Below are 15,178 nucleotides of genomic sequence, written 5' to 3'. Positions count from 1 at the left end.
GGGCGTGCGCTCGCAACGGAACGCCCGCGACTTTCGGCGTCACACGTTCGAATAGCCGGACACGAACGGCTTCACGGTGCCGTCGTCCAGGAACACCGCGCGCTCGACCTTGCCGATGTTCGCGCCGTACACGTGGATGCTGATCGATACCTGGTCGGCGAACGCGTTGGTCACGCGATGAACGTCGCCGATGCTCGGCGACACGGCCTCGACGTCGCCCGGCCGCAGTTGCACCGCATCGCCCGACGGCACCGGCCTGCCGGTCGCGTCGAACCGGTACGGCTGCGAAAACTCGCCGCCGCGCAGCATGCCGATCAGCCCCCACACCGTGTGATTGTGGATCGGCGTCGTCTGGCCAGGCCCCCACACGAAGCTGACGACGGAGAACCGATCGTCGGGATCGAGATGCAGCAGGTACTGGCGGTAGCGCTCGGGATCGGGCTGCGCGAACGCGTCGGGCAGCCAGTCGTCGTGCGCGACGAGCGCGGCAAGCAGCGCGCCGCCCTCGTCGAGAATGCGCGCCTCGTTCGCGCCGGACGCGAGCAGCGCGCCCAGGCCGTCGACGAACGGACGCAGCGGCGTCTGATGCAACGAAAGCGTACTCATCGGCTGCCTCCTCGAATATGATGCCGAATAATGATTAATCGTCATGATCACCCGAAAGATCATGCAGAACAAACATGAAAATTAGCGATATCGACGCTTTTGCAGCGGTCGTCCGCTGTCAGACGCTGAGCCAGGCCGCGGCCGAGCTCGGGATGACGCAGCCGGCGATCACACGGCGCGTGCAGAATCTCGAGGAAGCGCTCGGCGCGACGCTGCTCGACCGCAACACGAAACCGCCGCGCCCGACCGACATCGGGCTGCAGGTGTTCGCGCAGTGCCGCGCGATCCTGCGCGAGGTCGATGCGCTGCGCGAACTGACGGCCGGCCAGCGGCCGCCCGCCGGCGAATTCCGCGTCGGCCTCACGCAAGGGCTTGGCGAACTGATGCTGCCCGGCCTGATCGCGCGGATCGCCGGGCAATGGCCGGCGCTCGCCACGCAGGTCACGACCGCCTGGGGCGGCATGCTCGTCGAGCGCGTCGCGCGCCGCGAACTCGATGCGGCGCTGGTGTTTCTGGCCCGCGAGATGGTGCTGCCGCCGCACGTCGAGGGCGAACGGCTGCTGGCCACCCGGCTCGTCGCGGTCGGCCGCAAGGGCGACTGGCCGCGCCGCAGCTACCGGCTCGCCGACTGCCATGCGCGCGGCTGGGTGCTCAATCCCGACGGCTGCGGCTTTCGTGCGGGCCTGCGCCGCGCGCTCGACGCGCAGGGGCTGCCGATGCCCGTCACGCTCGACACATATGGTCGCGACCTGCAGTTGCAGAGCGTCGCGAACGGCATCGGCATCGGGCTGATGCCGATGCCGCTCGTCGAAGGCAGCCCGCTGCGCGATGCGGTCGACATCGTGCCGCTCGCCGATTTCAAGCCGCAGATCGATCTGTGGCTGCTGCACCGGCAGGACGCCGCACGCTTCGCGGCGCCGCTCGCGACCGTGGGCGCGCATGCGCGCGCGGCATTCGCACTGCCCGCGGATGCCGCCGCGCACGACGAAGCCGCTTGAGCTTGACCAAGGAGTGCGACGCCGGCACCGCGGTGTCCCGTTTGCGCCGACCGTCATGCGGCCCCGCTCACGCACCGCTTCGACCGGAAACCGGTGCGCCGCGTGACGTCCCGCCAGCCTCCGCGCTGGCGTTCTCGGTTGCGCTTCGCGCCGCGGCGTCGAGCGCGGCACGCCCGGCGGCGACCGCGATCGCATCGTCCTGCGGCGTATGCACGCGGCTGCACAGCACGTCGCGATAATGACGTTCGAGCGGATTGTGGCGGCTCAGCCCGTGATTGCCCGACAGCTTCAACGCGTGCTCGACCGTGCGGATCGCCTGCTCCGTCACGGTTCGCTTGACGAGGCCGCTCGTCGTCACCGTCGGTGCGTCGCCCGCATCGGTGCGCGCGATGTGCTCGTCGAGCAGCACGCGGTTCGTGTGCAACCACCCTTCGATCTCGCCGACGGCCTCCTGCATGCGCGGCAGCGTCGCGAGCGGAGCCCCTAGCCCGCTCGGCGCGCGTGTCGTCGCGAACTCGAGCAGCCAGTCGCGTGACGCGCGCGCCACCGCATCGTAGAGACTGCCGAGCAACGCGACCATCCACGCCTGCTGGTCAGCCTGCGCGTCGATATCCGCATGGCTCGCGGCCGATACGGCCCACGCATCGGGCGCGCGCACGTCCACCGCATGATCGGCTGGCAGCCGCACGTCGTCGAACACGACCTCGTGGCTGCCCGATGCGCGCAGGCCCAGGTGGTTCCAGCTTTCGATCACGCGGATGCCTGCGTCGTCCTCCACATCGCGCTCGCGCGGCACGAGGAATACGCCGACACGCGGCTCGGGTTCGTCGGTGCGTGCCCATACGGCGAGCCAGCGCAGCGCCGGAATGCCGGTGCTGTACAGCTTGTGGCCGGACAGCCGCCAGCCGTCGCCGTCGCGACGCGCAATCGTTTCGGGCAGGCCGCCGCGCGACGGCGAACCGAGCGCCGGTTCGACGCGCAACGCGTTGATCAGCGCGCCTTCAGCCACCGCACTGTCGAACACCGCACGCCGCACGTGCGCGGGCCAGCGGTTGTCCGCACGGCCGAGCGCGCGATGCTGCAGATACGTCATCGTCAGCACCAGCGCAGTCGCGGGATCGGCGCGCGCGACGGCGGCCACGATCCGGCTCGCCTGCGCCAGCGTCGCGCCCGCGCCGCCATGCTCGCGCGGCACGACCTGCGCGATCAGCCCGGCGCGATGCAGTCGCGCGAAGTTCTCGTGCGGGAAGCGGCCGTCGACGTCGTTGCGGGCGGCGTCCGCGGCGAGTTCGGGAGCAAGACGCTCGAGCAGCGCCGCGACGCGCGCATCGTCGGCAGGCAGATGGCGCAGCGACGATTGCGGCGGTAGCGGCGAGGAAGCAGCAAGTCTGGCGGACATCGGTACGGGTTCCCTCGGTGACTGGATAGCGGGGTAGCTGGGTAACGCAACAGCGGCAATGGCGGAGATCGATTGGAGGATGGCGTGGCGGCGCATGACGCCTGCGGCGATCGGTTGCGCACTCGCGTGCCGGTTCGCGGACGTTTGCCGCGAATGCGCACGCACGCATCGGCATTCGAACCGGACCGCACATCCCGGACCGCATGCGGATCCGGTTCCTGCCCGGCGCAACCGCCCCGCCCGGCACGCCCCTTTCAACACCATCGCGAGCCCACAGCGTATGCGCAATGCACACGCGGCCAAACCATGCAAATCTGATATTCAATTCGGGATTGATTATTTCCATTCCGCATGATCCCGGCGGTAATCTGCGCTCCATTCCCCCCCGCCGGCCGTTGCTGGCCGCGTGGGGCCGTCCTTGCATCGGAGACCCAGATGAGCGTCGAATTCATCGGCATGATCCAGAGCCAGAAGCAGTCGGAAATCCATCCGCCCGCCGGCCCCGTCGTCGACCCCGATTACGTGCGCGACTTCGCCCGCGCACATGAAACGGCCGGCTTCGACCGGATCCTCGTCCCGCACCACTCGACCGGCCCGTCCGCGACGCTGACGATCGCGTTCGCCGCCGCCGCGACCGAGCGCATCCACTTCATGCTCGCGCATCGGCCGGGCTTCACCGCGCCGACGCTCGCCGCGCGGCAGATCGCGACGCTAGATCAGTTCAGCCGCGGCCGGCTCGCCGTGCACTTCATCTCCGGCGGCTCGGACAGCGAGCAGCAGCGCGACGGCGACTTCCTCGACCACGACGCGCGCTACGCACGCACCGACGAATATCTCGGCATCCTGCGCCGCATCTGGACCGAAACGCAGCCGTTCGATCACGACGGCGCGCACTACCGCTTCACGCAGGGCTTTTCGGAGGTGAAGCCGTTTCAGCAGCCGCACGTGCCGATCTACTTCGGCGGCGCCTCGGAAGCGGCGCTGGAAGTCGCCGGCAAGCACGCGGACGTCTATGCGCTGTGGGGCGAATCGCTCGACCAGGTGCGCGACCTGACGACCCGCGTGCGCGCCGAAGCCGCGAAGCACGGCCGGCAGGTGCGCTTCTCCGTGTCGTTCCGGCCGATCCTCGCGGCGACCGAAGACGAAGCATGGGCGCGCGCGCACCGGATCCTCGACGAAACGCGCCGCGTGCGCGAAGCAGCCGGCCTCGGCACCGGCGGCCCGCAGCAAAGCGAAGGCGCGCGGCGCCTGCTTGCCGCGGCCGAACGCGGCTCGCGCGTCGACAAGCGGCTGTGGACCGAGATCGCGAAGCTCACCGGCGCACGCTCGAATTCGACCGCGCTGGTCGGCACGCCCGAACAGGTCGCCGACGCGCTGCTCGACTACTACGACCTCGGCGTGACGACGTTCCTGATCCGCGGCTTCGATCCGCTCGAAGACGCAATCGACTACGGTCGCGAACTGATTCCGCGCGTGCGCAGCGCCGTCGCGGCACGCGACGCGGCACGCCGCGCGGCCTGACCCAAAGGGAGACGCCGACCATGTCCGCCGTCCTGGCTTCGTCATCGCCCGCACGCACCGCGTCGGGCCTCGTCCTCGCCGACACGCCGCGCCAGCATTTCTGGTTCGACCCGCCCGCGCCGCGCGTCGACGTCGCCGCCGAGCGCCGCCACCGGCAGGAGCGGCTCGCGGCCGCGTTCCGCCTGTTCGCGCGCTTCGGTTTCGCGTCGGGCCTCGCCGGCCACATCACCGCGCGCGACCCCGAACTGCCCGACCACTTCTGGGTAAATCCGCTCGGCGTGCATTTCTCGCGGATCAAGGTATCGGACCTGCTGCTCGTCAACGCACGCGGTGAAACCGCGATCGGCAACCGGCCGCTGAACAAGGCCGCGTTCGCGATCCACGCGGCGATTCACGACGCGCATCCGCACATCGTCGCCGCCGCGCACACGCATTCGACCTACGGCAAGGCATGGTCGACGCTCGGCCGCCCGCTCGATCCACTGACGCAGGACGCGTGCGTGTTCTACGAGGATCACGCGCTGTTCGACGACTTCACGGGCATGGTCGTCGACACGAGCGAAGGCGCACGGATCGCGGGCGCGCTCGCGAAGCCCGACGGCACCACGCACAAGGGCGTGATCCTGAAGAACCACGGCATCCTGACGGCTGGCCCGACGGTCGAGGCCGCCGCGTGGTGGTACATCGCGCTCGACAACGCCGCGCACACGCAGTTGCTGGCCGAAGCGGCCGGCGCGCCGCAACCGATCGACCACGCGACCGCGCGACACACGCACGGCCAGATCGGTGGCCCCGACGGCGCATTGCACGCGTTCGACAGCCTGTTCGCAGGCGTCGTCGCCGATGAACCCGACCTGCTCGACTGAACGCCCTTGCGCACGACCGGAACCGGAGACCACACGATGACCGATACCACCGCCCCCGCGCCGACCGGCGCCCATGACGACAAGCGCCGCCGGCTGCTGCGCGCGGCCGGCGCCGCCGCGCTCGCCGCGCCGGCGATCACGCTGGGCCGCAACGCATGGTCCGCGCCGCCGCTGAAGAAGCTCACGTTCGCGTGGAACCAGAACGCGTTCTGCCTGACGCCGATCGTCGTCGCGCAGGAGAACGGCTTCTTCGAGAAGAACGGACTGAAGGTCGAGCTGATCAATTACAGCGGATCGACCGATCAGTTGCTCGAATCGATCGCGACCGGCAAGGCCGACGCGGCGGTCGGGATGATCCACCGCTGGCTGAAGCCGCTCGAAGCCGGCTTCGACGTGAAGATCATCGGCAGCTCGCACGGCGGCTGCGTGCGGCTGCTCGGCGCGAAGGCGGCCGGCGTGACGACGCTGCAGGCGCTGAAGGGCAAGACGGTCGGCGTCAGCGATCTCGCGGCGCCCGGCAAGCACTTCTTCTCGATCCTGCTCGCGAAGAACGGCATCGATCCCGAACGCGACATCACTTGGCGGCAGTATCCGGCCGATCTGCTCGGCGTCGCGGTCGACAAGGGCGAGATCCAGGCGATCGCCGACGGCGACCCGAATCTCTATCTCCTCGAGAAGCGCAGCAACGGCGCGTATACGGAACTTGCGACGAACCTGTCCGGCGAATACGCGCGCAAGGTGTGCTGCGTGATCGGCGCGCGCGGCGACCTCGTGCGCAACGACCGGCCGGCGGCCGCCGCACTCGCGCGCTCGATCGTGCAGGCAACCGAATACACGCACGACAACCCGAATGAAGCCGCGAAGGCGTTCGCGAAGTATTCGCCGAAGATCAATCCCGAAGACCTGCGCAAGCTGTACGCGACGCTGACCTACACGCACCACCCGACCAACGTCGACCTGCAGCAGGAAATCGCGTTCTACGCGGACGATTTCCGCCGGATCAGCGTGCTGAAGAAGAGCACCGACCCGCAGCGCTTCGCACATCAGGTCTATGCGAACGTGCTGGGGTGACGCGATGTCGACGATCGAACACGCGTCCGCCGCGCGAACGGCATCCGCAACGAACAGCACCGCCACCGCGATGGCCACGCCCCGCGCAGCATGCACGGCTTGCGACGCGACGCTCGCGGCCGAAGCCCGCCGCGCGCGTACCTGGCCGACCGGCATCGTCGCGGCGCTCGCGTGGGCCGCGCTCGGCGCGGTGACTTACGTGTGGCCGAACCGCGTCGTCGGTTTCACCGACTGGGCATACACCGACACGTTCGGCATCGCCGCGTGGGCGATCGCCGCGCTGCTGCTGGTCGCCGCGACGCTTGGCCATCGCGTGCCGGCCACGCGCCTGCGGCTTGCACGCGTGCGCCCGGCCGGCCCGTGGCTCGTCGCACTGCCGCTCGTGCTTGCCGCGTGGGAAATCGTCACGGCCAAGACCGGCTGGCTGCCGACGCCGTTCTTCGCGCCGCCGCAGGCCTTGATCGAGGTCTACGTCGACGACTGGCCGCGCCTCGCCGGCAGCGCCGCCAATACGCTGAAGCTGCTTTCGCTCGGGTTCGCGTACGGCGTGGCGGTCGGGTTCGCGGTCGGCGTATCGATCGGCTGGTCGCGTCGCATCGGCTACTGGGTGCATCCGGTGCTGCGCGTGCTCGGCCCGGTGCCGGCCACCGCGCTGCTGCCGCTCACGTTCTACTTCTTCCCGACGAGCTATTCGGCCGCTGCGTTCCTGATCGCGCTGTCGACCGGCTTCCCGGTCGCGGTGCTGACGTGGTCGGGGGTCGCGAGCGTGAACCGGCAGTACTACGACGTCGCGCGCACGCTCGGCGCGAACGCGCGCTTCCTGGTGCTGCGCGTCGCGATTCCCGCCGCGCTGCCGCATGTGTTCGTCGGCATCTTCATGGGGCTGAGCGCATCGTTCACGGTGCTCGTCGTCGCCGAGATGATGGGCGTCAAGTCGGGGCTCGGCTGGTACCTGAGCTGGGCGCAGGGCTGGGCATCGTACGTGAACATGTATGCGGCGCTGATCGTGATGGCGCTGCTGTTTTCCGGGCTGATCGCGCTGCTGTTCGCGGTGCGCGACCGTGTGCTCGCATGGCAGAAAGGAACCGTCAAATGGTGAGCGCCGCCGCTCTCGAATCGTCCGTCTCCACGGCACCCGTCACGCCCGATGCCACGACGGCGCGCGGCGCGCGCATCGACATCCGCCGCGTGAGCCATGCGTTTGACGGCCCCGGCGGCCCGCTGCCGGTGCTCGACGACGTCACGCTGTCGGTCGCGGCCGGCGAATTCGTCGCGCTGCTCGGCCCGAGCGGCTGCGGAAAATCGACGCTGCTGCGGCTCGTCGCGGGCCTCGACGCCGCGCGACAAGGCGCAATCGTGCAGGACGGCGTGCCGATCGAAAGGCCCGATCCGTCGCGCATCGTCGTGTTCCAGGATCCGACGCTCTACCCGTGGCGCCGCGTGCGCGCGAACGTCGCGCTCGGCCTCGAGGCGCGTGGCGTGACGCGCACCGCGCAGCATCGCGTCGACGATGCGCTCGCGCGCGTCGGACTTCAGGAATTCTCGAACGTGTTTCCGCATCAGCTGTCGGGCGGGATGGCGCAGCGTGTCGCGCTCGCCCGCGCACTCGTCAACGATCCGCGCCTGCTGATCCTCGACGAGCCGCTCGGCAAGCTCGATTCGCTGACGCGGTTGACGATGCAGGCCGAATTGACCGCGCTGTGGCAACGCGACGGGTTCTCCGCGCTGCTCGTCACGCACGATGTCGAGGAAGCGCTGTTTCTCGCGCAGCGCGTGATCGTGTTCGGGCCGCGTCCCGCACGGATCGTCGCGGAACTGCGTGTCGACCTGCCCTATCCGCGCCATCGCGGCGACCCGCGTCTCGCCGAACTGCGCCACGAAGCGCTGCGGCATCTCGGACTCGATTCGAGCTGGTAGATGCCGGGTGCCGCCAGCGGGATGGCCCGCGCACGGCAAAGGCCGCGCCGATGAATGCACCGCCGTTCGCCGACTGGGCGCTCGTGTTCCTGCAACTGCTGTATCGCGCGCCGATCGCGTTCGCCCGGGCACTGCATGCGGCCGGCCTGACCGGGGACGCCGACGGACAGGCCGCGTGGCCCTGGGCGCATCGGATCGCGCTTGAAACGCTGCGCATCGATGCCGGGCTCACGCGACAGCTTGCGTTCGCCTGCGCGGCAACCGCGCTCGCCGTGGCGCTGGCGTGCATCGCGCTCGTTTCGCGCAAGTGGCGAGCGGCGTCGGCAATCGCCGCAGTGGCCGTCGCGTGGTTCGCGCCGTGGCCACCGGCGTCGCTGTGGCTCGCGCCCGCGGTGCCGACCAGTTTCCAGCTCAACGCCGCGCCGCTTTCCGTCGCGAACATGATGCGCGGTGCGCACCTGTATGCGCGGCATTGCGCGGCGTGTCACGGCGCGGACGGCCGCGGCGAAGGACCGCTCGCGGCAACGCTCGCGCATTGGCCGCCGACCTTCGCGGGCGCGCTGCTTGCCCGCCGGCTCGAAGGCGAACTGTACTGGCGCGTGCGGCACGGTACGCACGACGCGCGCGGCGCGTCGTCGATGCCGGGCTTTGCCGCGACGCTCGGCCCCGGCGACACGTGGGCCGTGCTCGCTTACCTGAAGGCGCTGTCGGCCGGCAGCGGCGCGCAGGCGGAAGGTGCATGGCCCGTGCCCGTTCCGCTGCCAGCGCTCGACGTGCGTTGCGGCAGCGCCGCGCCGCAGCCGCTCGAGCGCTGGCGCGAAGGCCAGCGCGTGCGCATCGTTGCGCTCGCGCCGGGCAGCGCGCCGCCGACGGAGGATCCGCGCTGGCAGACGCTGCTCGTCATCGCCGGCGACACGCCCGCGCCACCGGCAACCGGCTCGCGCGCGAACTGCGTCGCGTCGACGCCCGGTGCATGGCAAGCGTTCGCGACGATCGCCGGCGTGTCGCCCGCGACGTTCGGCGGCACGCAACTGCTTGCCGACCGGCGCGGCTGGCTGCGGGCGCGCGCGTTGCCTGGCAGCGCGGGCTGGTCGGCCGACGATTTGTTGTGCCGCTCGGACGCGACCGCACGGCCTTCCGCCGCCCCCGCGAACGTCGATCCGCTGACCGCGCTGCTGCTGCGTGTGGACGCTGAACCGGTGCGCGACGTGCAGGCCGGGCTTGCGCATTGAATCTCTGAACCGTTTCCTCCAATCGACCGAACTTCACGATGAATCCGACCCGACGCCACTTCCTCGCGCAAGCGAGCGCCCTCGCCGCCGCCACCGTCGGCGTGGCTCCGACCGCATTGCACGCGCAATCGGGAACGCGACCGCTGCTGCGTGCCGGCGACCAAAAGGGCGGGCTGCGCGCGCTGCTCGAAGCAGCCGGCGAACTGAACGGCCTCGCTTACGACATCGCATGGACCGAATTCCCGGCCGCCGCGCCACTGGCCGAAGCGCTGAACGCGGCGGCCGTCGACTGCGGACCGATCGGCGACGCGCCGGTGATCTTCGCGCTCGCATCGGGTGCGCGCATCAAGGTGATCGGCGCGAACCGGTCCGACCCGTACGGCACCGCCTTGCTCGTGCGGCCCGATGCGACGCTGAAGGACGCCGCCGACCTGAAAGGCAAGCGCATCGGCACCACGCGCGGCTCGATCGGCCATTTCGTCACGCTGAAGGCGCTCGAAGCCGCAGCCCTGCCGCCCGATGCCGTATCGTTCCGCTTCCTGCCGCCGGCCGACACGATGCTTGCGCTCGCAACCGGTTCGATCGACGCGTGGGCGACGTGGGAACCCTATACCGCGCTCGCCGAAACGAGCGGCCGCGCACGCGTGCTCGTCAACGGCCGCGGCCTGTGGTCGGGCCTCAGCTACGTCGCGGCAACCGACGCGGCGATCGCATCGAAGCGCGACGTGCTGCGCGACTTCCTGCAACGCGTCGTGCGCGCGCAGGCCTGGTCGTACCGGCACGTCGACGCGTATTCCGCGACGCTCGCGCGCATCGTCGGCATCCCGCCGGCTGCCGCGAAGCTGCAGTTCGAGCGCCGCAACACGCGGTGGCTGCCGATCGACGCGACGGTGATCGCCGGGCAACAACGCACGGCCGACTTCTACCTGAAGGCCGGGCTGCTGCGCCAGCCGCTCGACGTGCGCACGACCTTCGACCTCGGCTTTCCGCTGGCGTGACCGGCCGCGCGGCGCGGCGGCCTGCAACCGCCCAAACGGCTTTCGCATGATCTGGCACAATCGCGATTCGACCATCCCGCCTTCGTCAGCCAGCGTCATGCCAGCCATCTCCGAACTCTTCGTCTATCCGATCAAATCCTGCGCCGGCATCGCGCTGTCGCGCGCACAGCTGCTCGAAACGGGCCTCGCGTACGACCGCCACTGGCTGATCACCACCCCGGACGGGATGATGATCACGCAGCGCACGCACCCGCGCCTCGCGCTGATCCGCACCGCGCTCGAGCACGATGCGCTGGTGCTGAATGCGCCGGGCATGCCCGAGATCCGTACGCCGCTCGACGGCGATGCAACACCCGCCACGCCGAAGATGGCCGCGACCGTCTGGCGCGACACCGTCGACGCGATCGACACGGGCGCCGAGACGGCCGCGTGGCTCACCGAATTCCTCGGCATGCCGTTGAAGCTCGCGCGCTTCGGTGCCGAGTCGCGCCGTGGCTGCAACCGCAAATGGACCGGCGACATCGATACGCACACGCAGTTCGCGGACGGCTACCCGCTGCTCGTGATCGGCCAGTCGTCGCTCGACGACCTGAACGCGAAGCTCGTCGCGAAAGGCGCGCCGGCGATTCCGATGAACCGCTTCCGCCCGAACATCGTCGTGTCGGATCTCGATGCGTACGAAGAGGATTTCGTCGAGCATCTCGACGCGGAAGGTGCGACGCGCGTGCGGTTGCGCCTCGTGAAGCTGTGCACGCGCTGCCCGATGCCGACGATCGACCAGATGACCGGCGCGCCGGATCCGGCATGGCCGCACGAGCCGACCGACACGATGCAGACCTATCGCGCGCATCCGAACTACGACGACGCGCTGACATTCGGCATCAACGCAATCGTCGTCGAAGGCGCGGGCGCGTGGCTCGAAGTCGGGCAGTCGCTCGAAGCGGAGATCGGGTTCGGCGACTGAGGGGACCGGTCGAAGCGGCGGACGGCATATCGTTTCCGTCGCCGCCCTCCGCCGCCATTCACCTCGGTTGCGTCGATCGCCGCGACTGCTACTGCGCCGCCCGAACCGTCGGCAGCATCACCGTCACGATCAGCCCGCCGCCCGCCGCATCGGAGAGCGTCACGCTGCCCTGATGCACGCGCGCGATTTCCCGCACGATCGACAACCCGAGCCCGGTGCCTTCGACCGTCTGCGTCTTGCTGCCACGATGGAAGCGCTCGAACACCGCGTCGCGCTCACCCGCCGGAATGCCCGGCCCGTTGTCGATCACGTCGAGCCGCGCGTGCTCGCCGTCGCGCGACACGCGCACCGTGATTACCGCGCGGTCGCCCGAATAACGGATCGCGTTGTCGATCAGGTTGCCGATCATTTCGCCGAGCAGGTCCGGTTGACCGTGCACGTCGACGTCGGCCTCGTGCTCGAAGCCGAGATCGATGTCGCGCGCCCGCGCCACCGGCGACCAGTCGAGCGTCACGCTGCGCGCCAGCCGATGCAACGCGACCGGCTGGTGCGCGACCGCAAGGCCGCTGTCCGAATCGAGCCGCGACAGCGACAGCAGTTGCTGGATGATCTTCGCGGCCTGCCGCACCGCGCCGTTCACGCGCCGCAAGTGCACGTTCACGCGCGGCTGCTCGTCCGGCCGCAATGCCAGTTCGACGCCGGCCTGCACCGCCGCGAGCGGCGTCTTCAGCTGATGGGCCGCGTCCGCGAAGAAACGCCGCCGCGCGACCTGCATCTGCTGCGTGCGGCCGATGTACTGGTTGATCGACTCGACGAGCGGCGCGAGCTCGCTCGGCATGCCGCCGGTGTCGAGCGGCGTCGGATCGCCGTCGGTACGCGCGGCGACCTTCGCGGACAACCGGTTCAATGGCCGCAGCCCGCGCCCGACGCCGAGCCACACGATCCCGAGCGCGAGCACGACAAGCAGTCCTTCCTGCAGCAGCGAGCCCATCAGGATTTCGCGCGCGAGCGCCTGGCGTCCCTCGATCGTTTCGCCGACCATCACCCACACGATGCGCGTCTGCGCGGTCGGCACGTCGTGCACCGGCACACGCAACGCGGCCATGCGCAGCTGCTCGCCGCGATAGACGACGTTGTAATAGCGCGTGACGAACAGCGCGCCGTCACCCGGCGGCAGCGGCAGGTCCGGATAGCCGGTGATCGTGTGCCCGTTGTCCTCGCGGATCAGGTAGTAGATCTTGCCGCCGTCGCCCGACTCGAACATCTCGAGCGCGAGATACGGCAGGTCGACCTCGATCTCACCGTCGTTGAGCCGGACGCCTTCGCGGATCGACTTCAGCGACGACGACAGCGTGCGGTCGAACGCGACGTGCGCGGCGCTCATCGCGCGCTGGTACGTGAGCCACGAGTCGAGCGCGAGCAGCCCGAGCAGCGGCAGCAGCAGCCACAGCGCGACTTGCGTGCGCAGGTTCGGTCGGCGGATCATCATGTCTCCCGCCGGGCCGCCCCAGGCACGGCATGCGCCCCCCCGGAAGGCAGCGGACGCGTCGATCCGGCATTGCGCTTCAGCGCGCACTCCGGTCCCGTGCAAAGCCAGCGAGCGTGGGATGGGTTCATCCGGCGGCCTTCGCTTCGAGCAGATACCCGAGCCCCCGCAGCGTGACGATCGCGACGCCGGTGTTTTCCAGCTTCTTGCGCAGCCGGTACACGTAGATCTCGATCGCGTCCGCGTTGACCGACTCGTCGAGCCCGAAGATTTTCTCCGACAGCGTCTCCTTGTTGATCGCGCGACCGTTGCGCAGGATCAGCACCTCCAGCACCGAGCGCTCGCGCGGCGTGAGCGGCAGCGCTTCGCCGGCGAGATGGAAGCTGCGGTCGATACTGTCATACGAAAGCGGCCCGCATGCGACCCGCGAATGCTCGTGGCCGAGGCTGCGCCGGATCAGCGCGCGGGCACGCGCCTCCAGCTCGGTCAGTTCGAACGGCTTCGCGAGATAGTCGTCGGCCCCGAGATCGAGCCCCTTCACGCGGTCCTCGACCGAGCCGTGCGCGGTCAGGATCAGCACCGGCACGGGATTGCGGCGCGCGCGCAACCGCCGCAGCACCTCGAGCCCGTCGAGCTTCGGCAGCCCGAGATCGAGGATCACCAGCGCGTAGTCCTGCGTGCGCAGCACGTGATCCGCCGCCTCCCCGTCCGCCATGTGATCGACCGCGAAGCGCGCGGCGCTCAGCGCGTCGTTCAGCGACTGCGCCAGGTTCGGGTTGTCTTCTACGAGCAGCACACGCATGGGGACCTCGGGAAATCCATGACACAAAGGACGCTATTGTGAACCGAAATGAAAGCAGGCTGAAAGTGCCTCGCAATTAACATCCGCGTCACTCGAACAACACACACGCATCACTGGAGGAAGACATGCCGTTTGCACCGAAGCAGCTCACCGCCGCGCTGGCGATCGTCCTGGGCACCGCCGCCGGCGCCGCCGTCGCGCAGGTCCCGGCCGGGTATCCGGGTAACTACCAAGGCGTCGTCGACGCCGCGAAGAAGGAAGGCAAGCTGATCGTCTACTCGACGACTGACACGGGCCTCGTGCGCCCGCTGATCAAGGACTTCGAAAGCCTGTACGGCGTGAAGGTCGAATACAACGACATGAACAGCACCGAGCTGTACAACCGCTACATCAGCGAGAACGCGGCGAGCAGCACGAGTGCCGACGTGCTGTGGAGCTCGGCGATGGACCTGCAGGTCAAGCTCGTCAACGACGGCCTGATGGCGTCGTACGATTCGCCCGAAAGCGCGAACGTGCCGCAATGGGCGCAATACCAGAAGCAGGCGTACGGCACGACGTTCGAGCCGCTCGCGATCGTCTACAACAAGCGCCTGATCCCCGAGAACGAGGTGCCGAAGACGCGCGCCGACCTGATCAAGCTGCTCACCACGCAGGCCGACAAGTTCAAGGGCAAGGTCACGACCTACGACATCGAAAAGTCGGGCGTCGGCTTCAACTACCTGACGCAGGACGCGCACGTGAACGAGAAGGTCACGTGGGAGCTCGTGAAGGCGATCGGCGCGACCGGCCCGAAGCTGCAGTCGAGCACCGGCGCGATGATGGAGCGCATTTCGTCCGGAGAGAACCTGATCGGCTACAACATCATCGGCTCGTATGCGTACGCGAAGGCGAAGAAGGACAAGTCGATCGGCTACGTGTTTCCGAAGGACTACACACAAGTCGTGAGCCGCCTGGCTACGATCTCGAAGAAGGCGAAGAACCCGAACGCCGCGAAGCTGTGGGTCGACTACCTGCTGTCGCAGCGCGGCCAGACGCTGATCGCGAATCAGGCGAACCTGTACGCGATCCGTGCGGACGTGACCGGCGAAACGTCGGCCGCGAGCCTCACGAAGGAACTCGGCGATTCGCTGAAGCCGATCCAGATCGGCACCGGCCTGCTCGTCTATCTCGACCAGTCGAAGCGGCTTGCGTTCCTGAAGCAATGGCAGCAGGCGATCAAGCGCTGATCCGCTGAGCAGCTGACCACGGGGCGCCCGCGGCGCATCGCGCGGGCGCCCCCTTCCCCTTACCGACTTCCTAGAGGCGGCCATCCGGATGG

Annotated in this window: 13 protein-coding genes and 1 pseudogene; 10 read left to right on the top strand and 4 right to left on the bottom strand. The window is 69.1% G+C overall.

Features of this window, described 5'->3' with window-relative positions; all coding sequences use genetic code 11:
* Positions 1 to 39: 39 nt before the first annotated feature.
* Positions 40 to 606 carry a cysteine dioxygenase gene (locus LGM71_RS13110; RefSeq protein WP_226115051.1) on the bottom strand — a complete coding sequence of 189 codons (567 nt, stop codon included), beginning with the start codon at positions 604 to 606 and terminating at the stop codon, positions 40 to 42.
* Between the two features lie 17 nt (positions 607 to 623).
* On the opposite strand from LGM71_RS13110, the pseudogene LGM71_RS13105 reads away from it, so the two are divergent.
* A pseudogene (locus LGM71_RS13105) lies at positions 624 to 1,604 on the top strand (LysR family transcriptional regulator).
* A gap of 67 nt (positions 1,605 to 1,671) precedes the next feature.
* On the opposite strand, the gene LGM71_RS13100 reads toward LGM71_RS13105, so the two are convergent.
* The gene (locus LGM71_RS13100) at positions 1,672 to 3,003 is read right to left on the bottom strand and encodes an acyl-CoA dehydrogenase family protein (RefSeq protein WP_226115049.1); all 1,332 of its coding nucleotides are present in this window, start codon (positions 3,001 to 3,003) and stop codon (positions 1,672 to 1,674) included.
* A 435-nt stretch (positions 3,004 to 3,438) separates the two neighbouring features.
* On the opposite strand from LGM71_RS13100, the gene LGM71_RS13095 reads away from it, so the two are divergent.
* The 8 genes from LGM71_RS13095 (at position 3,439) to LGM71_RS13060 (ending at position 11,572) form a co-directional block, all read left to right on the top strand.
* Positions 3,439 to 4,524, top strand: coding sequence for an LLM class flavin-dependent oxidoreductase (locus LGM71_RS13095; RefSeq protein WP_151051935.1), 1,086 nt, complete (start codon positions 3,439 to 3,441; stop codon positions 4,522 to 4,524).
* A gap of 20 nt (positions 4,525 to 4,544) precedes the next feature.
* Complete coding sequence (locus LGM71_RS13090; protein WP_151051937.1) at positions 4,545 to 5,390, top strand: class II aldolase/adducin family protein; 846 nt, start codon at positions 4,545 to 4,547, stop codon at positions 5,388 to 5,390.
* A gap of 36 nt (positions 5,391 to 5,426) precedes the next feature.
* Positions 5,427 to 6,461 (top strand): ABC transporter substrate-binding protein, encoded by a 1,035-nt coding sequence (locus LGM71_RS13085; RefSeq protein ID WP_226115048.1) that lies wholly within the window; start codon positions 5,427 to 5,429, stop codon positions 6,459 to 6,461.
* Positions 6,462 to 6,465: 4 nt separating this feature from the next.
* Positions 6,466 to 7,560: an ABC transporter permease gene (locus tag LGM71_RS13080; RefSeq protein ID WP_226115047.1), complete on the top strand. Its 1,095-nt coding sequence runs from the start codon at positions 6,466 to 6,468 to the stop codon at positions 7,558 to 7,560.
* Positions 7,554 to 8,378: an ABC transporter ATP-binding protein gene (locus LGM71_RS13075; protein WP_226115046.1), complete on the top strand. Its 825-nt coding sequence runs from the start codon at positions 7,554 to 7,556 to the stop codon at positions 8,376 to 8,378. Before LGM71_RS13080 ends, LGM71_RS13075 begins: the two co-directional genes overlap by 7 nt.
* Before the next feature lie 50 nt (positions 8,379 to 8,428).
* Positions 8,429 to 9,610 carry a c-type cytochrome gene (locus tag LGM71_RS13070; protein WP_226115045.1) on the top strand — a complete coding sequence of 394 codons (1,182 nt, stop codon included), beginning with the start codon at positions 8,429 to 8,431 and terminating at the stop codon, positions 9,608 to 9,610.
* A 38-nt stretch (positions 9,611 to 9,648) separates the two neighbouring features.
* Positions 9,649 to 10,608, top strand: coding sequence for an ABC transporter substrate-binding protein (locus tag LGM71_RS13065; protein ID WP_124900716.1), 960 nt, complete (start codon positions 9,649 to 9,651; stop codon positions 10,606 to 10,608).
* A gap of 97 nt (positions 10,609 to 10,705) precedes the next feature.
* Entirely contained in the window at positions 10,706 to 11,572 is an 867-nt protein-coding gene (locus tag LGM71_RS13060) for an MOSC domain-containing protein (RefSeq protein ID WP_226115044.1), read from the top strand.
* Positions 11,573 to 11,660: 88 nt separating this feature from the next.
* Here LGM71_RS13060 and LGM71_RS13055 read toward each other — a convergent pair whose 3' ends face one another.
* The gene (locus tag LGM71_RS13055) at positions 11,661 to 13,058 is read right to left on the bottom strand and encodes a sensor histidine kinase (protein WP_226115153.1); all 1,398 of its coding nucleotides are present in this window, start codon (positions 13,056 to 13,058) and stop codon (positions 11,661 to 11,663) included.
* A 127-nt stretch (positions 13,059 to 13,185) separates the two neighbouring features.
* Complete coding sequence (locus LGM71_RS13050) at positions 13,186 to 13,860, bottom strand: response regulator (protein WP_059599296.1); 675 nt, start codon at positions 13,858 to 13,860, stop codon at positions 13,186 to 13,188.
* Between the two features lie 125 nt (positions 13,861 to 13,985).
* On the opposite strand from LGM71_RS13050, the gene LGM71_RS13045 reads away from it, so the two are divergent.
* The gene (locus LGM71_RS13045; RefSeq protein WP_059599295.1) at positions 13,986 to 15,086 is read left to right on the top strand and encodes an ABC transporter substrate-binding protein; all 1,101 of its coding nucleotides are present in this window, start codon (positions 13,986 to 13,988) and stop codon (positions 15,084 to 15,086) included.
* Positions 15,087 to 15,178: the final 92 nt, after the last annotated feature.

Source organism: Burkholderia sp. AU33545 (genome assembly GCF_020419685.1).
GTDB classification, from domain to species: Bacteria; Pseudomonadota; Gammaproteobacteria; order Burkholderiales; family Burkholderiaceae; genus Burkholderia; species Burkholderia diffusa.
The sequence above is the reverse complement of the archived record's forward strand: the minus strand, read 5'-3'. Positions and strand labels throughout refer to the sequence as shown.